The 24,029-nt window shown below is 57.6% G+C and carries 18 protein-coding genes and 1 other annotated feature; of the genes, 5 read left to right on the top strand and 13 right to left on the bottom strand.

Annotated features, from left to right (window positions below):
- Positions 1 to 38: 38 nt before the first annotated feature.
- The 13 genes from argF to ABWQ15_RS10560 form a co-directional block, all read right to left on the bottom strand.
- A complete protein-coding gene (argF, locus tag ABWQ15_RS10620; protein WP_353908749.1) occupies positions 39 to 1,022 on the bottom strand; it encodes an ornithine carbamoyltransferase in 984 nt (327 codons plus the stop codon).
- Between the two features lie 19 nt (positions 1,023 to 1,041).
- Positions 1,042 to 2,220 carry an aspartate aminotransferase family protein gene (locus tag ABWQ15_RS10615; protein ID WP_353908748.1) on the bottom strand — a complete coding sequence of 393 codons (1,179 nt, stop codon included), beginning with the start codon at positions 2,218 to 2,220 and terminating at the stop codon, positions 1,042 to 1,044.
- Positions 2,221 to 2,223: 3 nt separating this feature from the next.
- Positions 2,224 to 3,084 (bottom strand): acetylglutamate kinase, encoded by an 861-nt coding sequence (gene argB / locus ABWQ15_RS10610; RefSeq protein WP_353908747.1) that lies wholly within the window; start codon positions 3,082 to 3,084, stop codon positions 2,224 to 2,226.
- 60 nt (positions 3,085 to 3,144) lie between these two features.
- Positions 3,145 to 4,368: a bifunctional glutamate N-acetyltransferase/amino-acid acetyltransferase ArgJ gene (gene argJ / locus ABWQ15_RS10605; RefSeq protein WP_353908746.1), complete on the bottom strand. Its 1,224-nt coding sequence runs from the start codon at positions 4,366 to 4,368 to the stop codon at positions 3,145 to 3,147.
- Between the two features lie 12 nt (positions 4,369 to 4,380).
- Complete coding sequence (gene argC, locus ABWQ15_RS10600) at positions 4,381 to 5,316, bottom strand: N-acetyl-gamma-glutamyl-phosphate reductase (RefSeq protein WP_353908745.1); 936 nt, start codon at positions 5,314 to 5,316, stop codon at positions 4,381 to 4,383.
- Positions 5,317 to 5,328: 12 nt separating this feature from the next.
- Entirely contained in the window at positions 5,329 to 6,714 is a 1,386-nt protein-coding gene (gene argH, locus ABWQ15_RS10595; RefSeq protein WP_353908744.1) for an argininosuccinate lyase, read from the bottom strand.
- 250 nt (positions 6,715 to 6,964) lie between these two features.
- A complete protein-coding gene (locus ABWQ15_RS10590) occupies positions 6,965 to 8,188 on the bottom strand; it encodes an argininosuccinate synthase (protein WP_353908743.1) in 1,224 nt (407 codons plus the stop codon).
- A gap of 259 nt (positions 8,189 to 8,447) precedes the next feature.
- On the bottom strand, positions 8,448 to 9,170 hold the full coding sequence (gene deoD / locus ABWQ15_RS10585; RefSeq protein WP_353908742.1) for a purine-nucleoside phosphorylase: 723 nt from the start codon (positions 9,168 to 9,170) through the stop codon (positions 8,448 to 8,450).
- Between the two features lie 75 nt (positions 9,171 to 9,245).
- Entirely contained in the window at positions 9,246 to 10,322 is a 1,077-nt protein-coding gene (mtnA, locus tag ABWQ15_RS10580; protein WP_353908741.1) for an S-methyl-5-thioribose-1-phosphate isomerase, read from the bottom strand.
- 9 nt (positions 10,323 to 10,331) lie between these two features.
- Positions 10,332 to 10,859 (bottom strand): nitroreductase family protein, encoded by a 528-nt coding sequence (locus ABWQ15_RS10575; RefSeq protein ID WP_353908740.1) that lies wholly within the window; start codon positions 10,857 to 10,859, stop codon positions 10,332 to 10,334.
- A gap of 99 nt (positions 10,860 to 10,958) precedes the next feature.
- The gene (locus tag ABWQ15_RS10570) at positions 10,959 to 12,980 is read right to left on the bottom strand and encodes a methyl-accepting chemotaxis protein (protein WP_353908739.1); all 2,022 of its coding nucleotides are present in this window, start codon (positions 12,978 to 12,980) and stop codon (positions 10,959 to 10,961) included.
- A 154-nt stretch (positions 12,981 to 13,134) separates the two neighbouring features.
- On the bottom strand, positions 13,135 to 13,554 hold the full coding sequence (locus tag ABWQ15_RS10565) for a metallopeptidase family protein (protein WP_353908785.1): 420 nt from the start codon (positions 13,552 to 13,554) through the stop codon (positions 13,135 to 13,137).
- 27 nt (positions 13,555 to 13,581) lie between these two features.
- Positions 13,582 to 15,744 (bottom strand): Tex family protein, encoded by a 2,163-nt coding sequence (locus tag ABWQ15_RS10560; RefSeq protein WP_353908738.1) that lies wholly within the window; start codon positions 15,742 to 15,744, stop codon positions 13,582 to 13,584.
- Positions 15,745 to 16,213: 469 nt separating this feature from the next.
- On the opposite strand from ABWQ15_RS10560, the gene ABWQ15_RS10555 reads away from it, so the two are divergent.
- The 5 genes from ABWQ15_RS10555 to ABWQ15_RS10535 all read left to right on the top strand — a co-directional run bounded on the left by ABWQ15_RS10555 (position 16,214) and on the right by ABWQ15_RS10535 (position 23,973).
- On the top strand, positions 16,214 to 17,488 hold the full coding sequence (locus ABWQ15_RS10555; RefSeq protein WP_353908737.1) for an adenylosuccinate synthase: 1,275 nt from the start codon (positions 16,214 to 16,216) through the stop codon (positions 17,486 to 17,488).
- Between the two features lie 108 nt (positions 17,489 to 17,596).
- On the top strand, positions 17,597 to 19,015 hold the full coding sequence (gene purB, locus ABWQ15_RS10550; RefSeq protein WP_353908736.1) for an adenylosuccinate lyase: 1,419 nt from the start codon (positions 17,597 to 17,599) through the stop codon (positions 19,013 to 19,015).
- A gap of 309 nt (positions 19,016 to 19,324) precedes the next feature.
- Positions 19,325 to 19,566, top strand: a binding site (T-box leader).
- Between the two features lie 70 nt (positions 19,567 to 19,636).
- Positions 19,637 to 21,217, top strand: a complete 1,581-nt coding sequence (gene asnB, locus ABWQ15_RS10545) for an asparagine synthase B (protein WP_353908735.1) — start codon at positions 19,637 to 19,639, stop codon at positions 21,215 to 21,217.
- 74 nt (positions 21,218 to 21,291) lie between these two features.
- The gene (locus tag ABWQ15_RS10540) at positions 21,292 to 23,382 is read left to right on the top strand and encodes a glutamine synthetase III family protein (RefSeq protein WP_353908734.1); all 2,091 of its coding nucleotides are present in this window, start codon (positions 21,292 to 21,294) and stop codon (positions 23,380 to 23,382) included.
- 315 nt (positions 23,383 to 23,697) lie between these two features.
- Positions 23,698 to 23,973, top strand: coding sequence for a hypothetical protein (locus ABWQ15_RS10535; protein ID WP_353908733.1), 276 nt, complete (start codon positions 23,698 to 23,700; stop codon positions 23,971 to 23,973).
- Positions 23,974 to 24,029 lie beyond the last annotated feature (56 nt).

The raw sequence follows: 24,029 nt of genomic DNA, 5'->3' as shown, positions 1-24,029 counted from the left end.
CCGCAACAAGGCGGCGCGGCTGGTTTCACAACAGCGGGTCATTTCATCAGGCAGTACATGACCGCCTTAATGGTATGCATCCGGTTTTCCGCCTCGTCGAAGACGATGGACTGGGGCGATTCAAACACTTCATCGGTGACCTCCATAGCGTCGCGGCCAAACTTCTCGCCCATTTCTTTGCCGACCTTGGTCTTGTGGTCGTGATAGGCGGGCAGACAGTGCATGAAGCGGCACTGGGGTCCCGCGTTGTCCATCAGGGTTTTGGTCACCTGATAGGGGCCCAGAGCACCGATGCGCTCTGTCCAAACCTCCATCGGTTCCCCCATGGAGACCCACACATCCGTATAGAGTACGTCCGCCGCCTTTGTGGCGGTCATGGGGTCCTCGATAAATTCCAGCGTCGCCCCGGTCTCGGCGGCGATGGCCTGACACGCTTCGATCAGCTCCTGATCCGGAAAGTAGGACTTGGGCGCGCAGGCCACAAAGTGCATCCCCATTTTTGCGCAGCCCACCATCAAAGAGTTGCCCATATTGTACCGCGCATCGCCCAGGTAGACTAGCTTTACGCCCCTGAGCTTGCCGAAGTGTTCCTGAATGGTCAGGAAATCCGCCAGAATCTGCGTGGGGTGGAACTCATTGGTCAATCCGTTGAGCACGGGGACACCGGCGTATTTTGCCAGCTCCTCCACCAAAGCCTGACCGAAGCCGCGGTACTCAATCGCGTCATACATCCGGCCCAGCACCCGGGCGGTGTCGGCGATCGACTCCTTCACTCCGATTTGGGACCCGGTAGGACCCAGATAGGTGCTTCCCATGCCCAGATCCTGCGCCGCCACCTCAAACGCACAGCGGGTGCGGGTGGAGGTCTTTTCGAAGATCAGGGCCACGTTTTTGCCCTCCAGACAGCGATGTGCCACGCCTGCCTTCTTCTTGGCCTTCAGGTCGGTGGCGGTATCCAAGAACTCTTGAATCTCTTCGGGAGCATAGTCCAGCAGCTTTAAAAAGTGGGTATGACCTTCCATGTTTTGCCCTCGCTTCCTTTTATGACAGCGTCTTTTTCATGATGGCGACGCCGGCGTCCATTTCCTCGTTTGTAATGACCAGCGGAGGCAGCAGACGCATTCCCGGACCGGCAGTCAGCACCAGCAGCCCTGCTTCCACCAGCTTGTCTGCAATCTCTTTGTTCTGATAGCCCTCTGCCATTTCAATGCCGATCATCAGACCCAGGCCCCGGGTCTTTCCAAAGCACGGAAGGTCCAGCGCCTCGATCTGAGAGCGCAGGTACGCGCCCTTTTCCTGCACAGTCGTCAGAAATTCGTCGGACAAGATCTCCTGAACCACTAGGCCCGCCGCGCCGCACATGGGGTTGCCTCCAAACGTCGTACCGTGGGTGCCGGGAGTCATTACGTCTTTGCACTTCTCGTTTGCCAGGATACCGCTCATGGGAAGACCCCCCGCGATGCCCTTTGCAAACGAGCAGACATCCGGTAAAACGCCGTACTGCTGGAAAGCGAAGAGGCTCCCGGTCCGACCGATGCCGGTCTGGACTTCGTCCACCAGCAGCAGCCAGTCCTTTTCCTCGCAGAGTTTCGCGACCGAGTGCACATAGTCCTTGTCCAGAGGCAGCACGCCGCCCTCGCCCTGTACCAGCTCTACCATGACGGCGCAGGTATCGTCGCCGGCAACCTCCATCAAAGAGTCCAGATTGTTGGCCTCGGCAAATTTAAAGCCCTCTACAAACGGGAAGAAATAGTTGTGGAACTTATCCTGGCCGGTGGCGGTCAGGGCGGCCATGGTGCGGCCGTGGAAGGAATTTTTCAGGGGGATGATGGTGGAACGTCCCAAGCCATACTTATCAAAGCTGTACTTTCTCGCCAGCTTAATCATGCCCTCGTTGGCCTCGCCGCCGCCGTTTGCAAAGAAGACGTTGCTCATGCCGGTGCGCTTGCAGAGCTTTTCCGCAAGCCGGGCACTGGGCTCCGTATAGAACAGGTTGGACGTGTGGCCCAGCTTTTTCGCCTGGTCAAAAATAGCCTCGGCCCAAGGCTCATTGCCATAGCCCAGATCGCTCACGCCGATGCCGCTGGTAAAGTCAATGTACTCCTTGCCCTCCGGGCTGTACAGTTTGGCGCCCTTGCCATGGTCGATGGCCACGTCGAAGCGGCCATAGCTGTTCATCACGTATTGATTTGTAAGGCTCTTGATTTCCTGAGAAGTCATAGGTCAGTCCTCCTTTTTCAGCATGGTGCCGATACCGGCATCAGACAGCAGTTCAATGAGAATCGAATGGGGAATGCGCCCATCCAGAATGTGAACCCGTTCCACGCCGCTGGAGATTGCCTCCACGCAGCACTCGATCTTGGGGATCATGCCCCCCGAGATAACGCCCGCGTTCACCAGTTCTTGTACCTCGGAGATGCGAACCTCGTGGATCAGGGTAGTCTCGTCATGGGGGTCCCGAAGAAGGCCCCGCACGTCGGTGAGCAAAATCAGTTTTTCGGCTTGGAGGGCCTCCGCAAGCTTTGCTGCGGCGGTGTCCGCGTTGATATTATAAGCGGTGTCCGCATCCGTTCCCTGGGCCACCGTAGAGACAATCGGAATATATCCGGCACTCAAAGAGTCCTCCACCGGCTTTGGGTTCACGGAGGTAATCTTGCCCACAAGACCGTATTTTTCATCCAGCAACTCCGCCTCAAGCAGACCGCCGTCCAGACCGCACAGACCGAGCGCCTGCCCGCCCAAACGCTCCGCCAGAGAGACCAGGTCCTTGTTCACCTTGCCGCATAGGATCTGCTGGACCACGTCCATGGTCTCCTCGTCGGTGTAGCGGAGTCCATCCACAAACCTGGACTCCTTGCCAAGCCGTTTCAGCATGGCTCCGATCTCCGGACCGCCGCCGTGGACCACGGCAACACGGATGCCGACAAGGCTCAGAAGAATGATGTCGCTCATCACCGCCCGGCGGAGTTCCTGGGAGATCATGGCGTTTCCGCCGTACTTCACCACCACCGTCTTACCGGTGAATTTTTGAATATAGGGCAGGGCCTCTGCCAAAACTCCGGCCTGCTGCTCATGGGAGGACATAGAAATCACCTCTTTCTTTCTATTCAATACAGGGACGAATCCGGCGGACCTTACGCCTCGTCAGCTGCGGTAGTCCCCGTTGATTTTAATATAATCGTAAGTGATATCACAGCCCCAGCAGGTGCAGGCGGCGTCTCCCTCACCCATTTGGATGTTAATCTCAATGTCGTGCTCCGTCAAAATCTTCTTTGCCAGGTCCTCGTCAAATGCAAGGCCCCTTCCCTGACAGCACACCTCGATACTGCCCGCCGCACTGGCAAAACAGACGTTCACCTTCTCCGGATCGAATTCCGCCCCGGAATAGCCCATGGCGCACAGCACCCGGCCCCAGTTGGCGTCCGCGCCGAATATAGCCGCCTTCGTCAGAGTTGAGGAAATCACCGATTTGCAGACCGTCTCGGCGATTTTTTCGTCCGCCGCGCCCTTAACCGTACAGGTAATCAGATGCTTTGCACCCTCGCCGTCGCTGGCCATCGACTTAGCCAGAGCAATAGCCAGGGTCTGGAGCGCCTCCAAAAATTCGCCGTAGGCGGCGTCCTTTTGGGTAATGGTCTCGTTTCCCGCAAGGCCGTTGGCCAAGACGCAGCAGGTATCGTTGGTGGAAGTATCGCCGTCCACGCTGATGCGGTTGAAGCTGACGCCCACGGTATCCAGCAGCGCCGCCTTGATCATCTCGGAGGAAATGGCGCAATCGGTGGTGAGGAAGCAGAGCATGGTGCCCATATTGGGGTGGATCATGCCGCTGCCCTTGGCGATACCGCCCATGCGGACAGTCTTTCCACCAACGGTGGTTTCCACCGCAACTTCTTTTTTCACTGTGTCGGTGGTCATGATGGCGTGGGCCGCCGCGTCGGAGCCTTCGGCGCTGTGGGCAAGACCCTTCACCAGCTCCGGCACCGCGTCCTCAATGACCTGCACCGGCAAGGTCTGACCAATGACGCCCGTGGAGGACACCAGTACGTCTCCCGCCGGAATGCCCAGCGCCTTTGCCACGGCGGCGCACTCCGCCTCGGCGTTTTCCTCGCCCATGGGCGCGCAGGCGTTGGCATTGCCGCTGTTGGCGATGATCGCCCGGGCCTTTCCATTGGCCAGATGCGCTTTGTCAACGTGGATGGGGGCCGCCTTGACCACGTTTTTTGTAAAGACCGCCGCCGCCGCACAATCCACGTCGGAAACAATCAGTGCCACGTCCTTTTTCCACGTCGCGTGGGTCTTGACACCCACGTGAAGTCCGGATGCCTGAAAGCCCTGTGCGGCGCAGACGCCGCCGTCAATAAATTTCATTTCATTCCCTCCTTAATTTAATCCAGCAGCTTCATCGAAACCCAATACCAGGTTCATATTCTGCACTGCCGCGCCGGAGGCGCCCTTCCCCAGGTTGTCAAACAGCGCCGTCACGGTAATCTGTTGATCGTTCCCGGTAACCTCCAGCTTCAGCCGGTCAGTTCCCGCCATGGCGGACGCGAAAAGCACCGGTTCGTCGCCGCCATAGGGAGCCACGGACACGAATTGCTGCCCGGCGTAATATTCTACCAGAGCGTCCCGCAGCTCCTGACCGGACAGCTTTTTCGCAAGCAGCTCCCGATGGAGCATAATGGTCGTCGCCATACCCTTGTAAAAGTCTCCCACCACCGGGGAAAATACCGGCACGCGGCTCAGGCCGCACACGCTCACCATTTCCGGCAGATGCTTGTGGGTTTGAGGCAGTCCGTAGATCCTCTCGGAATCCAACCGCGCGTCCCGCTTCTCTGCCTCATACTCCGCGATCATCTTCTTGCCGCCGCCGGAATAGCCGGTGAGCGAATAGCAGGTGAGCGGATAGTCCGCCGGAAGAATGCCCATCCGCACCAGCGGGGCGGCAGATGCGATCAGGCCTGTGGCGTGGCAGCCGGGGTTTGCGATGCGCTTGCTGTTTTTGATGGCGGCTCGCTGTTCTTTGGATAGCTCCGGGTATCCGTAAACCCAGCCCTCCGCGGTGCGGTGGGCGGTCGAGGCATCGATGATGCAGGTACGGGGATTTTCGACCAGCGCCACGGCCTCCCGCGCTCCGTCATCCGGCAAACACAGGAATGCCATATCCGCCGCGTTCAAAAGCTTCTTGCGCTCCGCGCTGTCGTGACGCTTCTTCTCGTCGATGCGGAGCAGCTCAATGTCGTTCCGTGCTTCCAGCCGTTCCCAGATCTGAAGCCCGGTGGTACCGGACTGCCCGTCGATATAGACCTTCGGTTTCATAAAGCACCCTCCTCACTGCGCGCTGTGGGCTTTCACAAAGTCCTCCACGGCCTTGATCTGCCGGCTGGTCTCCGTCACGGCGGGTCCGCCGTAGCTAGACCGCTGACCCATGCAGGTCTCCAGACTCAGTGCGTCATATACATCGTCTTCAAACAGGGGTGAGACGGTCTTCAGCTCTTCAAGGCTCAGTTCCTCCAGCGTTTTCCCCTGTTTTCCGCACAAGGCCACCAGATGACCCACCACGGTGTACGCATCCCGGAAGGGCATCCCCTTTTTCGTCAGATAATCGGCGCAGTCCGTGGCGTTGATGAAGCCGCGGCCCGCTGCGGCGCGCATGTTCTCCGGGTGGACCGTCATCGTGCCGATCATGGCGGTAAACACGGGGAGGCACATCTCAACCGTGTCGATGGCGTCGAACACCGGCTCTTTATCCTCCTGCATATCCTTGTTATAGGCCAGCGGCAGACCCTTCATGGTGGTCAGCAGCCCCATCAGGTCGCCGTACACCCGTCCGGTCTTGCCCCGGACCAGCTCCGCCACATCCGGATTCTTTTTCTGGGGCATGATGCTGGACCCGGTGGCATAGGCATCGTCCAGATCGATGAACTTAAATTCCCAGCTGCACCAGAGGATGACCTCCTCGGAAAAGCGGGAGAGATGCATCATTAGAATCGACAGGGCGGAGAGCAGCTCCAGAGCGTAGTCCCGGTCGGAGACGCCGTCCAGGGAGTTTCCCATGGGAGCGTCGAAGTTCAGCTCCTTCGCGGTCTCCCAGCGGTCGATTGGGTACGTCGTTCCCGCCAGTGCGCCGGAGCCGAGGGGACACTCGTTGAGACGCTTTTTGCAGTCCTCCAGCCGGGTCACATCCCGGGAGAACATCGCCGCGTAAGCCAGCAGATGCTGGGCAAAGCTGATGGGCTGCGCCCGCTGCAAATGGGTATAGCCGGGCATGACCGCCGTCTGGTGCTTTCCGGCCTGCTCCGCCAGGACGGTTTGGAACTCCAGCAGCTGCGTGATGATGGCGGGGATCTCCCGCCGGACATACATCCGGAAGTCCAGCGCCACCTGATCGTTGCGGCTGCGGGCAGTGTGGAGCCGCTTTCCCGCGTCGCCGATGCGGGCGGTGAGCAGCGCCTCGACATTCATGTGGATGTCCTCGTTGTCGGCGGTAAACTCCACCTTCCCGGCCTCCACGTCTGCCAAAATACTTTTCAGCCCTTCAGTGATGGCTGCAGCGTCCTCCCGGGAGATCACGCCGCAGTCGGCCAGCATGTTCGCGTGAGCCAGGCTGCCGGTGATATCCTCTCTGTAAAGCCGCTGGTCGAATTGGATGGAGGCATTGAAGTCGTTCACCAGCGCGTCGGTTTCTTTTCCAAACCGTCCGGACCAGAGTTTCATACAGTTTTCTCCTTAATAGAAATCGGGGGGAGTCGAGGCTCCCGCCCGATTTCCGTGATTTAAGAGGGGTCCGCCGGGCCGGGGGACCGTCCCGGTGGTTCCCGGCGGAGTGTAATTTTCGCCGCAGTCGGCAAAAATATACCAATGGGAAGGATAGGCGCACACACACGGCGAAAAGACTCCGGCCCGCGCCCGCCAGTCCGCAGACTGGCTGAGATGGATTCAAAGCGGGGACCAAGTCCCCTCTTGATCAAAGCTTATTCTGCTCTCTCAATGCCTGCACGGTATCCGGCAGGCCCCAGAGGTTGATAAAGCCCGTGGCGTCGTTCTGGTTATAGTCGCTCTCCTCAAAGGTCACCAGATTCTCGGAATACAGGCTGTGGGGAGAGGTAATTCCCGCGTTGATGATGTTGCCCTTGTAAAGCTTCAACTTCACTTCGCCGGTAACGTATTCCTGGGTCTTGTCAGCAAAGGCGCTGAGGGCCTCCCGCAGGGGGCTGAACCACTTGCCGTTGTAAATAAGGTCTGCAAAGTCCACCGCCAGCTTGGATTTCATATGGGCGGTGTCCTTGTCCACGGTGATCATCTCAAGAGCCGCGTGGGCGTGGTAGAGAATGGTTCCGCCCGGAGTTTCATAGACGCCGCGGTCCTTCATGCCGACCAGACGGTTTTCCACAATATCCAGCAAACCGATGCCGTTCTTGCCGCCCAGCTCGTTGCACTTGCGGACAATGTCGCTGCCCTTCATCTTCACCCCGTCTATAGAGACGGGAACGCCCTTCTCAAAACCGATGGTCACATAGGTGGGGGTATTGGGGGCGTCCACAGGACTGACGCCCATCTCCAAAAAGCCAGGGTTTTCATACTTCGGCTCGTTGGCGGGGTCCTCCAGGTCCAGTCCCTCGTGGCTCAGATGCCACAGGTTTTTATCTTTGGAATAATTGGTCTCGCGGCTGATCTTGAGGGGAACATTGTGTGCCTCCGCATAGTCGATCTCCTCGTCGCGGCCTTTGATATCCCACTCGCGCCAGGGCGCGATGATGGTCATATCCGGCGCAAAGCGCTTGATGGCAAGTTCAAAACGCACCTGATCGTTTCCCTTGCCGGTGCAGCCGTGGCAGACGGCGTCGGCGTGTTCCTTTTTGGCGATCTCCACCAGCCGCTTACCGATGATGGGACGGGCAAACGCGGTGCCCAGCAGATACTGCTCATAGCTGGCGCCCATCTTCATGGATGGGAAGATCACCTCGTCAACCATTTCGTCGGTCAAATCCTCTATGTACAGCTTGGACGCGCCGGTCTTTTTCGCCTTTTCCTCCAGACCGTCCAGCTCGCTGCCCTGTCCCACGTCGGCGGACACGGCGATAATCTCCGGATCGTTGTAGTTCTCCTTCAGCCAGGGAATGATGATGGATGTGTCCAGACCGCCGGAGTAGGCCAGCACGATCTTCTTGATGTCTTTTTTATCTTTCATGATGGGAATTCCTCCATGCATTATTTTTGATGGATTTATTATACATCTATTTCGTATTTTTATTCAAGTGTGAACCTGCACAAAAATTTCAACTGTCTTTGGGTAATTTTTTGCTTTATGTCGCAATATCTGCATATTTTATGTGCATATGCATTATATAGCGGTTATTTATTTGCATATAGCGCTACATGCAAATATGCACGCAGACATGAATTATTCACGTCTGCGTGCATATTGAAAGTTGATTCTCTCCCGCCGCTCAGTCCAGGGATTTCCACGCCGTCTCCAGCGCAATCTCCATCATCTCGTGGAAGGAGTCCTGACGTTCCTCTGGGGAAAGGGACTCGCCGGTAAAAATATGGTCGGAGATGGTCAGGATGGACAGCGCCTGCTTTCCGGCCCGCTGCGCGGTCCAGTAAAGGCCCGCTGTCTCCATTTCCAGCGCCAGAATACCGAATTTGCGATACATCTCACCTGCGGCGGCGTTGTCGTTATAAAACTGGTCGGCGGTAAACACCTGGCCCACGTCCGCCCGGACACCCAGCTCCCCCGCCGCCGCCACCGCGTCTTTCAGCAGCGGATAGCTGGCCGTGGGGGCCAGCTGTCCGGGAAACCCGTACTGGTCGGCAAAATGGGAGTTGGTAGATGCGCCCAGCGCGATCACCACATCCCGGACGTGGACGCCCTCGCTCACGCCCCCGGCGGAACCGATGCGGATGATGGAATCCACGTCATACATATGATAGAGCTCATACGTATAAAGGCCGATGGAGGGGACGCCCATGCCATGCCCCATAACGGAGAGGCGCTTCCCTTTATAAGTGCCGGTATAACCCAGCATACCGCGCACAGCGTTGAAGCAGACTGAGTTTTCCAGATAGTGTTCCGCCACATATTTGGCCCGCAGGGGATCGCCGGGCATCAGAACCGCCTTTGCGATCTCACCGGGCTTTGCCTCGTTGCATGCGGAGGGAGTTGCCATAACTGATTCCTCCTTGTATTTTTAGGTGTTGGATATTCCGTTTTGTTGTCGAAATTATTAAAATACATAAAAAACTTACACTTTTCCCCCGAACAGCGCCGCCAGCGATTTTGTATACGGCGGGCGGCAGATACCTTTTTCCGTGACGATTCCGGAAATCAGCTCGTGATCCGTCACGTCAAAAGCCGGGTTGTAGCACTTCACCTCCGGCAGGGCCATGGGCTTTTCGTACCACATGGTCTTGATCTCCTCCGGGTCCCGCAGCTCAATGGGAATATGTTCCCCGTCCGGACAGTCCGGATCAACGGTGGAGGTGGGGCCCAGCACGTAGACCGGGATGCCGTAATGCTTCGCCAGAATCGCCACGCCGGAAGTGCCGATCTTGTTGGCAGTGTCGCCGTTGGCAGCAATCCGGTCGCAGCCCACGAAGCAGGCCTGCACCCAGCCGTTTTTCATGACAATGGAGGCCATATTGTCGCAGATCAGCGTCACATCCACGCCCGCTCGCTGCAATTCGTAGCTGGTGAGCCGGGCACCCTGCAAAAGCGGACGGGTCTCGTCAGAGAAGACTCGGAACTTCATGCCCCGTTCCGTCCCCAGCAGAATGGGTCCCAGCGCCGTTCCATACCGGGAGGTGGCAAGGGGTCCGGCATTACAGTGGGTCAGGATGCCATCTCCATCCTTAACAAGGGTCAAGCCATACGCAGAGATCGCTTTGCACTTGGCGATGTCGTCCTCGTGGATGGCCACCGCCTTTTCATACAGCGCATCCAGCATCTGACCCCGGGTGCTGCCCACGTTTTCCAAAGCGGTGCGAAGCATCAGCCGGATGGCCCAGTTCAGGTTTACCGCCGTAGGGCGGGAGGAATTCAGATACTCCCCATAATCGCTGAGTTTCTTTAAAAACGCCTGCTGGTCCTCTCCCCGGATGGACTTGGCCAGCACATACATGCAGTAGCCCGCACAGATGCCGATGGCGGGCGCACCCCGGACCTTCAAGGACCGGATCGCTTCGTACATCTCCTCCGCCGTTTGGAGGCGGATCTCCTTCTCCTCATTCGGAAGCAAGGTCTGATCAATAATGTAAAGTGCTTCCGCCTTCCGGTCGTAACGGATGTTCTGTGCGTGCGTAACGCTCTGAATATCGGCCATTTTCGTTCCTCAAGCCCGGATCACGCGGCCGTCTCTGCGGGGTGCGGGCGCGCCCACCGCGCCATCGGCATAGCCCAGAATGCAGTTTCCCACGCCGATTAAGGTCTCCGGCAGGCCCCACTTTTTGAGCAGCGCCTTACCCTCGGGCCGTTCAAAGGTCTCCTTTGCCCGGTTGATCCAGCAGGAACCCACACCCAATGCCGCGGCGGCATTCATCAGGTTCCCCATGACCAGCGCGCCGTCGCACCGGGCGTTGGCTTCGCCAAGCCCTGTGTCTGCCAGCACCACCGCCACCGTGGGCGCGCCAAAAAACGCGTCTGCGCCGGGATTACCCTGAATCTCCGCGTTGATGTGGGACAGCTCCGCGATGGTCTCCCGATCCTGCACCAGGACGATCAAAGCGGACTGTCTGCCCTTGGTGCTGGGGGCGTAGAGTCCGGCCTCCAAAATTTCATTCAGCACTGCGTCTTCTACCTGTCTCGGTTGGTATTTGCGGATGCTTCTACGCTCCAGCAGGGTCTTCATTGTCTCATTCAAGTTGATCACCTTTCTATTATGGTACCCTCACTCAACAAAGCGCGGGCGTATGACGGTTTAAAGCAAGCCGCACCCAGCTAAATCCAGTAGGCCCCAGCATCAGCGAAGCTTGAATTTTCGCACCAGCTCCAACAGTATCTGCGACTGGCGCAGCAAATCGTCGCTGGTGGCGGCGCTTTCCTCCGCCGTGGCAGAGTTGGTCTGCACCACGCCCGAGATCTGCGCAATGCCCTGATTTACCTGAGCGGCGGACGTCGCCTGCTGCGCGGCGCTGTCTGAAATTTCAGCTACAGCCTTGTTAACCCGATTCACGCCGTCCACCACATGCAGCAGAGACTGTGCGGTCTCGTCCGCGATGCCGGTACCGTGGTGCACAGCGCTCAGTGCATTTTCGATCAGCGCCGCCGTGTTCTTGGATGCCTCCGCGCTCTTTCCTGCGAGGTTGCGCACCTCATCCGCCACAACGGCAAAGCCCTTACCCGCGCTGCCCGCACGGGCGGCCTCCACGGCGGCGTTCAGCGCAAGAATATTTGTCTGGAATGCGATGTCCTCAATCGTCTTGATGATCTTGTCGATCTGATCGGACGCCGTCTTGATGTCTGCCATGGCCTTGAGCATTTCACTCATCTGGCGGTTGCTCTCCTCCGCCCCCTGACCCACGGTGTGCATATGATCGTTGACTTCCGCCGCACTGCGGGCATTGGAGGAGATCGCAGCGCTGATCTCGCTGATGGTGGCCGCCAGTTCCTCCACGGAGGATGCCTGCTCCGTCGCGCCCTGACTCAGCGCCTGGGCCCCGGAGGAGAATTGCCCGGCGCTGCCGGACACCTGAGAAGCACTATCCAGGATCTGTTTAAATGTCTCATTCAAGGAATCCAAAATCTGATCCAAGGATTTCCGGATCTCTGTAAACTCGCCGCGAAAATCCGCCTGCGGCGCCACCTGCAGGTTCCCCTGGGAAATCTCCCGCAGAACGTTTTCAATGTCTTTGATATAGGATTTCAGAGACTCCACCGTCTCATAGAACGCTCCGGAGAGAATTCCGATCTCATCCTTGCGCTGAGAAATCTTGACCTCGCTGCTCAAATCGCCCTGAGCCAGCAGGCGCATCCGTTCCGTCACGCTGCGGATGGGATTGGTCACGCTGGTAACATACCGCCCCACCAGCAGCACACCCAGCACCATACACACCAAAGAGCAGGCCAGCAGCGCGGCAATGATATACAGCACCGACGAAGTCATCTCCTGAGTGGGCGCCACCGCCCCCACAGACCAGCCGTCGGACGCCGTCACCGGGCAGAATGCGCAGATGCGATCACCCGTGCTGTAAGAATACTCATCCACGCCAGTCTCTCCGTTTATCATACGGGTATACACTGCAGCAGCACCCGCATAGGCCTGATCTGTTTTGCCATTTTCGATGAAATTCTGCTGGTCATCCACCAGTTGAGCGTTCTTACTGGCAATCATGACTCCGGTAGAGTCGATCATAAAAACATTGCCGCTGTCGCCAATCGTAATATTTGAAATCATTTTGCTGAAGTACTGCGCATCCAGCGTCAGAACCACGCAGCCGGTGATGGTCGGCGTCGCCACCAAAAACCGCAGCGAACCATCCTCCATCTGCCGTGTGCTGGTCAGGACCGTCTGACGGCTTTTCTCCGCCTGTACGCATGTGTCACCAAGCAGGTCGCTGTCCGAGAGGAATTCGCTGGTTTTCTTCACCTGCTGATCGCTGATAACGGCCGCATCGGAAAAGCCATAATTCCCAAGCGAGTTTTTCATCTGTATAAACGCGGACGCCTCCCCGCTTACCAGCGCCGCATTATAGATCCGCGCCATGGACGCGGCATTGGCCTCTATGTTTTCAATTTTGCAGGAAACCGCCGTTTCCGCCACCTGGCTCATGGAACTCATGTCCTTTCGGACATTTTCCTTAATGGCATATGTACTGGAAATAATCCCCGCCGCCACAGTCAGGACCATGGTGGCAACAAAAATAGACGTCACCGCTAAAACCATCTGCCTGCGTAACGTCGTCGTTTTTTCCCTCTTACTCTTGGGGGTGCCCTTTCCATCCGAAGTCTTGACTTCCTTCTGCTTTTTCATGCGCTTTTTCATGTACTGCTTCCTCCCACTGGCGAATCTTTATTTATGTCGTCGCCAAAGTATTCTGGATATGTGACTTCACAAGTTATCGGCACAAGTGAACAAAAGCTTAAGTGGTTTCTGTTCATTTTTGTAAAAAACTCATATTCGCCCTGCAGCTTCATGCTCAGCAGTCCGCCCCGTCTTCCGGCCGCTTCCCTATTCTCTCCCGGCGGCGGTATTCCTCCCGGAACTCCGCAAGCTCTTCCGCGTCCCGGTCATCCAGTCCGTGAAGGCCGCTAAGTCCCTCCATGTGGTGCGTCAGTTCATGGGAGAGCGTCGTCCATAGCTCGTCGGACCAATCCTCCTCAGTCCAGTCTTCCTTTTTCGCCAGTGCGGCAAAGGAGCCGTAATGGAGATTGATATACTTTCCCAGACAGTCGTCACAGAATTCGCCCATGATATACATTTCGCCGTCGGGAAAGTCGGGATCCTCCACGGCATCCTCCAACAGGTTTACTCCACCGTTAAGTCCACGGAACAGCGCCTTGGGAAACTGCTCCGCGATGTCGTCCAGCGCGTCGCCCACTTCGTCAAAGGTCAGCATCTTCACGGAAAAACCGCCTCCTGTCCGTCACTTTGCCTGCTTCATAGAGAGGGAAATGCGTTTTTTCTTCTCGTCTACTTCCAGGACAATCACCTTCACCACATCCCCGACGGACACAGCCTCAGAGGGATGCTTGATAAACCGGTCACACACCTGAGAAACGTGTACCAGCCCGTCCTGATGGACGCCAATATCCACAAACACGCCGAAATCAATGACGTTGCGCACCGTGCCGATGAGGACCATGCCGGGCCGCAGGTCCTTCATGTCCATGACGTCGGTTCGAAGAACAGGCTTTGGCAGCTCGTCCCGGGGGTCCCGGCCCGGCTTTTGCAGCTCCGCCGCCACGTCCAAAAGCGTGGGTACGCCCACGCCGCACTCTGCGGCGGCCTTTTCCTCGCCAAAGGTCTTCAGGCGGTCCGGAAGGCCCTGAAGCTTTCCGAACCTCACGTCGGCCATGGTATAGCCGGTCAACTCCAGCAGTCTTTCCGCCGCGGCATAGCTCTCCGGGTGGACGGCGGTGTTGTCCAGCACATTTCCGCTCTCCGGCACCCGCAAAAAGCCCGCGCACTGTTCAAAGGCCTTGGGTCCCAGCTTTGGCACCTTTAAAATCTGCTTGCGGGCGGTAAACGCGCCGTTTTCCTCCCGGTATTTGACCACGTTCTTGGCGGTGGTACCGTTCAGCCCCGCCACATAACCCAAAAGGGACGGCGATGCCGTGTTCACGTCCACACCCACAGCGTTAACGCAATCCTCCACCACGCCGCCCAGAGCCTCGTCCAGACGCTTTTGCGGACAGTCATGCTGATACTGCCCCACGCCGATGGCCTTGGGGTCGATCTTCACCAGCTCCGCCAGCGGGTCCTGCAGCCGCCGGGCGATGGACACGGCGGAGCGCAGATTCACGTCGTACTGCGGAAATTCCTCCGCCGCCAGCTTGGATGCAGAATACACCGAGGCTCCGGCCTCGGAGACGATCATATAGCTGAGCTTCCGGCCCATAGCCCCAAGCTTTTGAATCAGCTCGACAGCCATTTGTTCCGTCTCCCGGCTGGCGGTACCGTTGCCGATGGCGATATGCTCCACATCATGGCTCACCGCCATGCCCGCCAGCTTGTTGATGGCCTCGTTTTTCTGCCGCTCGCCATAGGTGGGATACACCACGGCGGTGTCCAGCACCTTGCCGGTCCCATCTACCACCGCCACTTTGCAGCCGTTGCGGTAACCGGGGTCCAAGCCCATGGTGACTTTGCCCTTCACCGGCGGCTGCATCAGCAGCGGTTTCAGGTTCAGAGCGAACTGGCCGATGGCCCCCTCGCTGGCGGTATCGGTCATCTGATTTCGTATCTCCCGCTCCAGCGAGGGAAACAGCAGCCGGTCCCAGGCGTCGTCCGCCGCAGCCCTCACAAAGGCGTTGGCCGCGGAACCGGGGCGCAGTACCTGACGGCGCAGGGTCACCAGCGCCGCTTCCCGGTCCAGCTCAAGGCTGACCTTCAACTTTCCTTCCCGTTCGCCCCGGTTGATCGCCAGAATCTGATGGCCCTGCATCCGGGAGACGGACTGGGAAAAATCATAGTACAGGCGGTAAACCGTGTCCTCATCGGTAGCCGCTTCGCTGCGCAGCTTCACCTGCCGCAGCAGAAAGCCCCGCAGATTTTTGCGCACCTCCGCGTCGTCGCTGACGGTCTCCGCCACAATGTCCGACGCACCCGCCAAAGCGTCCTCCGCCGTCTCCACGCCCTTTTCCGCGTCCACGTACTTCACCGCCGCCGCCAGCGGGTCCGGACAGTCCTGCTCCTGGGCGTAAAGCAGCAGTGCCAGCGGCTCCAAGCCCTTTTCCTTTGCGATGGTGGCCCGTGTCCGGCGCTTTTGCTTATAGGGCCTGTACAGGTCCTCCACCTCCGCCAGCGTCTTCGCCCCGTCAATGGCGGCGGTCAGCTCATCGGTCATCTTGCCCTGTTCGCATATTGCGGCTCTCACCGTCTCCCGCCGCTCCTCCAGCCCCCGGAGATAGGCAAGCCGTTCGTCCAGCGTCCGAAGGACTGTGTCGTCCATGGCCCCGTGGAGCTCCTTGCGGTAGCGGGCAATGAAGGGGATGGTATTCCCCTCGTCGATCAGCCTTACCACGTTTTCCACATACTGCGGATTCTGGTTCAGTTCCTCAGCTAAAAGTTGAATGATGGTCTCCATAGAGTTTCCTTTCCTAAATCGATCTCAGGCAGATCACGTCAAATTTGCAGCGCCAAGATGTCTTCCGCGTCCGCCTGTCCCGTCATCCCAACGGGGTAAAAACTCACGCAGTCAAACCCGGCGGTTTTTATAACGCGCGTCTTCTCCTGTGTATTTCTGAAAATTTACATTAAATTGTATTTTATCACAAATACTGTCTTTTGAAAAGCGCCGCCTCTGCTTTTCCGCAAGAAAGCGCGGTGGGACGGTTGACTTCCCAGCGGGAGCCGGATACAATTATAATAGGTTGTTTTATCCCATCAGGCTGCGGGCCGCCGCTGCAATGCGATATCTGCAAAATTGATACCAATCATTAAAAATGAATCCTTTACTTATGCCCGTTTCACCTGTATAATTGGAAAGGTTGTGGGTCTTCGTCAGAAGAACCCCCGGCCAAGACGAATGAAACTGTTTTTGGGAGGCTGGCGCTATGGCTAACTGCGCAATTGTAGGCATTAACTGGGGCGACGAGGGCAAGGGCCGGATGGTGGACCTCATCACCGACCACTACGATGTGGTCATCCGCTATCAGGGCGGCGGCAACGCCGGACATACCGTGGTGAATGAGTATGGCAAATTTGCGCTGCATCTGCTGCCCTCGGGCATTTTCCGCAAGGGCGTGGTCAACATTTTGGGCAACGGCGTGGCCGTGGACTGCGAGAGTCTGTGGACGGAAATGGAAGATGTCAGGAGCAAGGGCGTATCCATTACTCCTGAAAACCTGAAGATCAGCGACCGGGCCTCCTTACTGCTGCCGTGGCACCGTCTGCTGGACGGACTGGAGGAGCAGCGCCTTGCGGACAAGAAATACGGCTCCACCAAACAGGGCATCGCCCCCTTTTACTCCGACAAATTTCAAAAAAAGACCGTACAGGCCGGCGAATTGCTGTATCCGAGTCATTTTCAAGCACATCTTGAGGACCTTTTGGAGTGGAAGAACCTGACCATTGAAAAGGTCTATGGCGCAAAGCCCTATACCATGGACGATCTGATGGCGTGGGTGGTGGACTACGGCGAAAAGCTCAAGCCCTTTATCTGCGACACCGGCGCGTTTTTGCGCAAGGCTCAGGAGGAGGGAAAGAAGTTTCTCTTTGAGGCCCAGCTGGGCTCCCTCCGGGATCTGGACTACGGCATCTACCCCTATACCACCTCCTCCAACGCCATTGCAGCTTACGCCCCTGTGGGCTCCGGCGCGCCCTGGGCAAAGATCGACGAGATCGTGGGGGTTGTAAAGGCCTATTCCTCCTGTGTGGGCGAAGGGCCGTTTACCTGCGAGTGGTTCGGCGAAGAGGCTGAAAAGCTCCGGGAAGCCGGAAATGAATACGGCGCGAAGACAGGCCGTCCGCGCAGGGTGGGTCCCATCGATCTGGTGGCCACAAGATACGGCGTGGAGGTTCAGGGCGCCACCAACATCGCCCTGACAAAGCTGGACGTGCTGAGTTATCTCGACAAAATCCCCGTCTGCGCCCACTATGAGCTGGACGGCAAAAAGACCGACGCGTTCCCCTTCCCCGCAGTCCTGTCCGAGGCAAAGCCGGTGACGGAATACATGGACGGCTGGAAGTGCGACATCTCCGGCGTGCGCAAGTGGGAAGACCTGCCCCAAGCCGCGCAGGATTTCGTGCTGATGGTGGAAAAGGCCATTGCCTGCCACATCGGCTATATCTCCGTGGGACCGGAGCGGGATTCCATCATCATCCGCTGATGCCTCACGGAATTCCGAAAGTCCTTTTCGCCTCCGGCGAAAATCCGCACAACGAACGGAGGCGCCCATAGGGCGCCTCCTACTTTATTCTGAAAGGTTGACCTTACTATGAGCAAGGATCGCTATGAATCCCCTCTGGCGTCGCGGTACGCCTCCGACTATATGCTGCACCTGTTTTCTCCCGACATCCGCTATCAGACGTGGCGCAAGCTGTGGGTGGAGCTGGCCCGGGCGGAACACGCATTGGGCCTTCCGGTAACGCAGTCGCAGGTGGAGGAGCTTGCCGCCCACATCGCGGACATCGACTATGACTGCGCGGCGAAGCGGGAAAAGGAAGTCCGCCACGACGTGATGGCCCATGTATATGCCTTCGGACAGGCCGCGCCCTCCGCCGCGGGCATCATCCATTTGGGAGCCACCAGCTGCTACGTTACCGACAACGCCGACCTCATCCTCTACCGGGACGGACTGAAGTACCTCCGGAGCGAGCTTTGCGCGGTCCTGCGGAATCTGGGCCGATTCGCGGAGGAATACAAAGCTATGCCCACGCTGGGTTACACCCACTATCAGCCCGCGCAGCTGGTGACGGTGGGCAAGCGGGCAACGCTTTGGATGCAGGATCTGCTGGCGGACCTTGAGGAGCTGGATTTTGTCCTGGGCAACATGAAATTCCTGGGCTGTCGGGGCACCACGGGCACTGAGGCCAGCTTCATGGACCTCTTCGAGGGCGACGGCGGGAAAATCGACGAGATGAACCATATGCTCGCCGACGCGTTTGGATTCGACCGGTGCTTTGCCGTATGCGGCCAGACCTACCCCAGAAAATTTGACAGCCGGGTGCTGAACGTCCTGTCCTCCATTGCCCAGAGCTGCTACCGCTTTGCGAACGACCTGCGCCTTTTGCAGCACGACCGGCAGCTGGAGGAACCCTTTGAGAAGAATCAGATCGGCTCCTCCGCCATGCCCTACAAACGCAATCCCATGCGCTCCGAGCGCATCTGCTCCCTTGCCCGCTACCTGATGGCCGACGCCATGAACGCCCCCATGACCGCCAGCACACAGTGGCTGGAGCGGACACTGGACGACTCTGCCAACCGGAGACTGTCCCTGCCGGAGGGCTTTCTCTGCGCCGACGCGATTCTGCGCCTGATGGCAAACGTCACCGACGGGCTCCACGTCAACGAGAAGATTGTGGACCGGACGGTGCGGGAGTACCTGCCCTTTATCTCCACGGAAAACCTGATGATGGAGGCGGTGAAGCGGGGCGGCGACCGCCAGCAGCTCCACGAGATCATCCGGGAGAACTCCATGGCCGCCACCGCGAAGATGAAGCAGGGCGAATCCTGTGATTTGATGGAGCGGCTGACGAAGGAACCGGCATTTAAAATGACCCCGGAGGAAATTGCGGCGGTGCTGGACCCGAAGCTCTATATCGGCCGCTGCACGTCGCAGGTGGATGCGTTCCTGGCGCAGGTCCGGCCCGCGCTTGCCGGGGCATCTGAGGAAAACGTGGAAATCAGTTTGTAACCGGCTTGGCCACGGGAGGCCCAGACGGTTCCGAGAAGTTTAAAATACCGGGGGGCGGACTGCGCCGCCCTCCGCTGCTCCTCCCCCGGTCAGGAAGCTTTCCACGCTGCAATTGCACAAAGTTTGCCGTTCAAAAACATCCGTCCGCCGCTCGGCGTATTTTTTTGTGGATTCTGACACACAATTTAGAAAAATTGCAGAACTCCACCCTTGATATTCGTTTATTTTGACGTTGACAGCAGGCTCCGCGAATGATAAACTTTCACCATCGAACCTAAAGAGGTCCGTACCTGAAAATTGAAGACATCAGCAAAGGCGTTGATGGAGAAAAGTACCGCGGAAGATCGGTCTAAGTGAGCAGGTGGCAGTGGAAAGCCTGTACAAGAGTCCGCGCGAAGAACACTCCGGAGCTGCGATTTGAACGCGGAGTCCCCGCTAGTAGGAAAGACGAGTTGCGATCGTTATATCGCACGGGCTTGTTGGAGCCTTGAAGGTGACTGTTTTTACAGTAAGTTAGGTGGCACCGCGGATTGCAGCTATTCGTCCTAAAATTTAGGATATAGCTGCGTTTTTATACCCTCTTCCAACGAGAGGTAAAAAAATCCGGAGGTGCTTTTATTTATGTGTTCTATTATGGGTTTTTCCAGCAAGGCGCTGACAACGGAAGAATTGGAAATCTATTTTGACCGCACCATCTCCCGCGGTCCCGACATGAGCCGCATCATTGAAACAAAATCCGGTTATCTCTGCTTTCACCGGCTGGCCATCATGGGGCTGAACGAGGCCGGAATGCAGCCTTTTGAGCTGGAGGGCGACTGTGTGGTCTGCAACGGCGAGATCTATGGATTTCGCCCCATCCGCCGCCAGCTCAGCGAGCACTATGAGTTCAAGAGCGAGAGCGACTGCGAGATTCTGCTCCCCATGTTCCACGAATATGGTCTGTCCATGTTCTCCCGTCTGGACGCGGAATTCGCTCTGATCATCTACGATTCTATGACCGACTCCCTGATCGCGGCCCGGGACCCGATTGGTATCCGTCCCCTGTTCTACGGGTATGACGCCGCCGGCTCCATCGTCTTCGCCAGCGAGGCGAAGAACCTGATCGGGCTGTGCGCCGAGGTCTGCCCTTTCCCTCCGGGCTACTACTATGCCTATGGCAAGTTTATCCGGTATGCCGACCTCACAAGCGTGAAATCCTACACCCGGGACAATCTGGAGACCACCTGCCGCAACATCCGCAACAAGCTGATTGCCGCCGTAGATAAGCGGCTGGACGCGGATGCCCCTCTGGGTTTTCTCCTCTCCGGCGGATTGGACTCCTCTTTGGTATGTGCCATAAGCTCCGTGGTCCTTGGCAAAAAAATCCGCACCTTTGCCATCGGCATGGAAGAGGACGCCATTGATCTCAAGTATGCCCGGGAGGTTGCGGACTTCATCGGCGCGGACCACACTGAGGTCTACATGACGCGGGACGACGTCATCAAGGCACTGCCTGAGGTCGTGGCGCTTTTGGGTACCTGGGACATCACCACCATCCGCGCCAGCATAGGCATGTACCTCTGCTGCAAGGCAATCCACGAGCAGACGGACGTTCGAGTCCTTTTGACCGGCGAGATTTCCGACGAGCTGCTTGGTTACAAATATACGGATTTTGCCCCTTCCGCCGCAGCGTTTCAGCAAGAGTCCAAAAAGCGGGTGGATGAACTTTATATGTACGATGTGCTCCGGGCTGACCGCTGCATCGGCGACAATTCCATTGAAGCCCGCGTTCCCTTCGGCGATCTGGACTTTGTAAAATACGTCATGGGCATTGACCCCGCCATGAAGCTCAACACATACAACATGGGCAAGTATCTCCTTCGCCACGCCTTTGAAAACGACCATCTGCTGCCGGATGACATCCTGTGGCGGCAGAAAGCAGCTTTTTCCGATGCCGTGGGCCACTCCATGGTGGACGACCTGAAGGCCTATGCCGAGACGGTATACACCGACGAGGAATTTGATTGTAAGCGCCGCAAGTACGATTATTGTATGCCTTTTACCAAGGAGAGCCTGCTGTATCGGGAGCTGTTCGAGCAGCATTACCCCGGTCAGGCCAAAATGATCGCGGATTTCTGGATGCCCAATAAATCCTGGGAGGGCTGCAACGTGAGCGATCCCTCCGCCCGGGTTCTCTCCAATTACGGGCAAAGCGGCAAGTAAGCATGTTCCGGGAAGTCCGATTCCCGATTTCCATTAAAAAACGTCATCACACACAAAACAGGAGGATGAATGATATGACTACCACCCCAACTACCATGCCCGAGCTGTTCGGCAGCCTCGTCTTTACCGAAGAGACCATGCAGCAGCGCCTGTCTCCCGCATCCTACAAGGCCTGGAAAAAGTGCATCACCGACGGTACCTCTTTGGACATTTCCATTGCCAACGAGATCGCCCAGGCCATGAAGCAGTGGGCCGTGGAGCACGGCGCGACCCACTTTACTCATTGGTTCCAGCCCATGACCGGCGTAACCGCCGAAAAGCACGACAGCTTTATCTCCCCCATCGGCGGCGGCAAGATCGTGATGGAATTTTCCGGCAAGGAGCTGGTCCGGGGCGAACCGGACGCATCCTCCTTCCCCTCCGGCGGTCTGCGCGCCACCTTTGAGGCCCGCGGCTATACCGCCTGGGACCCCACCGCCTTTGCTTTCATCAAGGACAGCAGCCTCTGTATCCCCACGATTTTCTGCTCCTATTCCGGTGAGGCGCTGGACAAAAAGACGCCTCTGCTCCGCTCCATGAATGAGGTCAGCCGTCAGGCAATCCGCATCCTGCGCCTGTTCGGAGACACGGAGGCCAAACGCGTCGTCGCTCAGGTTGGCCCGGAGCAGGAGTATTTTCTGATCGACAAAAAGGGCTATGTCCAGCGCGAGGACCTGCGCTTTTGCGGGCGGACGCTGTTCGGTGCAAAGCCCCCCAAGGGTCAGGAGCTGGAAGACCACTATTTCGGCGCCATCCGTCCCCGCGTGGCCTCTTTCATGGCAGATCTGGATGAAGAGCTGTGGAAGGTGGGCGTCCTCTCCAAGACCAAGCACAACGAGGTTGCCCCCTGCCAGCACGAGATGGCCCCTATTTACTCAGACGCCAACACCGCCTGCGACCACAATCAGTTGGCCATGGAGCTGATGAAGAAGGTGGCCGACCGTCATGATCTGGTCTGTCTGCTCCACGAAAAGCCCTTCGCCGGTGTCAACGGCTCCGGCAAGCATGACAACTGGTCTCTGGGTACGGACACCGGTAAAAACCTTTTGAAGCCCGGCTCCACTCCCAGCCAGAATGCCCAGTTCCTGCTGTTCCTGGCTGCCTTTATCAAGGGCGTGGATGAATATCAGGACTTCCTGCGGGCCACCGTGGCCTTTGCAGGCAACGATCACCGTCTGGGCGCGCAGGAGGCGCCTCCCGCGGTTCTGTCCGTCTTCTTGGGTGACGAGCTGAACGCCGTGGTGGAATCGATCATCAACGGAACCGCGTACACCGACGCCGGAAAACGGACGCTGGAGGTGGGCGTAGACGTACTCCCCTCCATTCCTCAGGATAACACAGATCGGAACCGCACCTCTCCCATGGCCTTTACCGGCAACAAGTTCGAATTCCGCATGCTGGGATCCTCCCAGTCGATTTCCGGACCCAACATCGCGCTGAACACCATGATGGCAGATGAGCTGGAGCAGTTTGCCGACCAGCTGGAAAAGGCCAAGGACTTTACCAGCGAGATGCAGACCCTGATCCGCAAAACTTTCTCCGAGCACCGGCGCATTATCTTCAACGGCAACGGCTATGACGACGCCTGGATTAAGGAGGCCGAAAAGCGCGGCCTTTCCAACCTGACCTCCACAGCGGACGCCCTGCCCTCTTACACGGACAAGAAGAATGTGGCTCTGTTTACCAAGCATGGAATCTATACCAAGAGTGAAATCGAGGCCCGTGCCGAGATCCACATTGAGAACTACACCACCACCATCTCCATCGAGGCCAACACCATGCTGGATATGATTCAGCACCAGATTCTCCCCGCCGTCTCCGGCTATGCCACCGACCTGTGCGAGCGGGCAGATGCCAAGGCCGCCGCTGGCGCAGCCTGCAAGTATGAATCCTCCACCGCCAAGAAGATCAGCGATCTGACCGACAAGCTGCTGGACGCTGCGGAGAAGCTGGAGCAGGATTTGGGCAAGGTTCCCGCCGATTCCAGAAAGGCTATGGAATTTACTCATAAGACCATCCTCAGCGACATGGCCGCGGCCCGGAAGTTTGCCGACGAGTTGGAAACGCTCACCGCCAAAGATTACTGGCCCTTCCCCGTGTACAGCGATCTGTTATTCTATATTTGATGTCCGCCAAACAGGTGCGAAATACGCCGGATTTGCATGACGCCCTGTCGAAACACATGGCAAAACGCGGTACAGCACACCGATAAGTCCGTTAACAGACTGGTAGATTCCGCATTGCGACCACGCAAAGGAGCGCGTGCCTTTTGGTACGCGCTCCTTTGTTTTTATTTTTTGGGGCCGCTCAAATAAGAAGTGCCATCTCGGCGTTTCACCGGGTAGTCCGGCAACTCATTTCCCGTTAAATCCGGCCATGCAGCCGATCCTATATACCGGAGCGGACAGACCGTCCGCCCGAATTTGAAAGGAGTTTTATTTATGTTCCAATTTACACAGTCCATGAAGTATTCCACCATGCGCGATGCGGGCGTCGCTAGCTTTGGCGCTGCATTGGTCAGCGCCGTGCTGCTGTTCTCCGGTCTCTTCTCCGGCGTGGCAACCGGGGTTCTGACCGTTCTGCTGCTGGCTTCCGGAGGCTTTACCGCCTGTATGATGGATTCCTATATCCTGCGTCTCAAGGCCAGCCAGGAAGCCGCCTGCGCAAAGGCGGCAGAGGTCTCCACTCCCTCCACCGCCAAGAAAACGGCGGCATGAGAGGAAGCAAGCTGAAAAGCGGGCCTGCGGCAAAGCCGCGGGCCCGCTTTTCAGCT

Source organism: Oscillibacter sp. (assembly GCF_040505565.1).
GTDB lineage: Bacteria > Bacillota > Clostridia > Oscillospirales > Oscillospiraceae > Oscillibacter.
Note: the sequence above shows the minus strand (reverse complement) of the source record. Positions and strands in the feature narration are given on the sequence as shown.

Excerpts from the sequence above, each read along its gene's own strand:
- argF (WP_353908749.1), bottom strand. The coding sequence starts at position 1,022 with ATGGAAGGTCATACCCACTTTTTAAAGCTGCTGGACTATGCTCCCGAA.
- ABWQ15_RS10615 (WP_353908748.1), bottom strand. The coding sequence starts at position 2,220 with ATGACTTCTCAGGAAATCAAGAGCCTTACAAATCAATACGTGATGAAC.
- argB (WP_353908747.1), bottom strand. The coding sequence starts at position 3,084 with ATGTCCTCCCATGAGCAGCAGGCCGGAGTTTTGGCAGAGGCCCTGCCC.
- argJ (WP_353908746.1), bottom strand. The coding sequence starts at position 4,368 with ATGAAATTTATTGACGGCGGCGTCTGCGCCGCACAGGGCTTTCAGGCA.
- argC (WP_353908745.1), bottom strand. The coding sequence starts at position 5,316 with ATGAAACCGAAGGTCTATATCGACGGGCAGTCCGGTACCACCGGGCTT.
- argH (WP_353908744.1), bottom strand. The coding sequence starts at position 6,714 with ATGAAACTCTGGTCCGGACGGTTTGGAAAAGAAACCGACGCGCTGGTG.
- ABWQ15_RS10590 (WP_353908743.1), bottom strand. The coding sequence starts at position 8,188 with ATGAAAGATAAAAAAGACATCAAGAAGATCGTGCTGGCCTACTCCGGC.
- deoD (WP_353908742.1), bottom strand. The coding sequence starts at position 9,170 with ATGGCAACTCCCTCCGCATGCAACGAGGCAAAGCCCGGTGAGATCGCA.
- mtnA (WP_353908741.1), bottom strand. The coding sequence starts at position 10,322 with ATGGCCGATATTCAGAGCGTTACGCACGCACAGAACATCCGTTACGAC.
- ABWQ15_RS10570 (WP_353908739.1), bottom strand. The coding sequence starts at position 12,980 with ATGAAAAAGCGCATGAAAAAGCAGAAGGAAGTCAAGACTTCGGATGGA.
- ABWQ15_RS10565 (WP_353908785.1), bottom strand. The coding sequence starts at position 13,554 with ATGCTGACCTTTGACGAAGTGGGCGACGCGCTGGACGACATCGCGGAG.
- ABWQ15_RS10560 (WP_353908738.1), bottom strand. The coding sequence starts at position 15,744 with ATGGAGACCATCATTCAACTTTTAGCTGAGGAACTGAACCAGAATCCG.
- ABWQ15_RS10555 (WP_353908737.1), top strand. The coding sequence starts at position 16,214 with ATGGCTAACTGCGCAATTGTAGGCATTAACTGGGGCGACGAGGGCAAG.
- purB (WP_353908736.1), top strand. The coding sequence starts at position 17,597 with ATGAGCAAGGATCGCTATGAATCCCCTCTGGCGTCGCGGTACGCCTCC.
- asnB (WP_353908735.1), top strand. The coding sequence starts at position 19,637 with ATGTGTTCTATTATGGGTTTTTCCAGCAAGGCGCTGACAACGGAAGAA.
- ABWQ15_RS10540 (WP_353908734.1), top strand. The coding sequence starts at position 21,292 with ATGACTACCACCCCAACTACCATGCCCGAGCTGTTCGGCAGCCTCGTC.
- ABWQ15_RS10535 (WP_353908733.1), top strand. The coding sequence starts at position 23,698 with ATGTTCCAATTTACACAGTCCATGAAGTATTCCACCATGCGCGATGCG.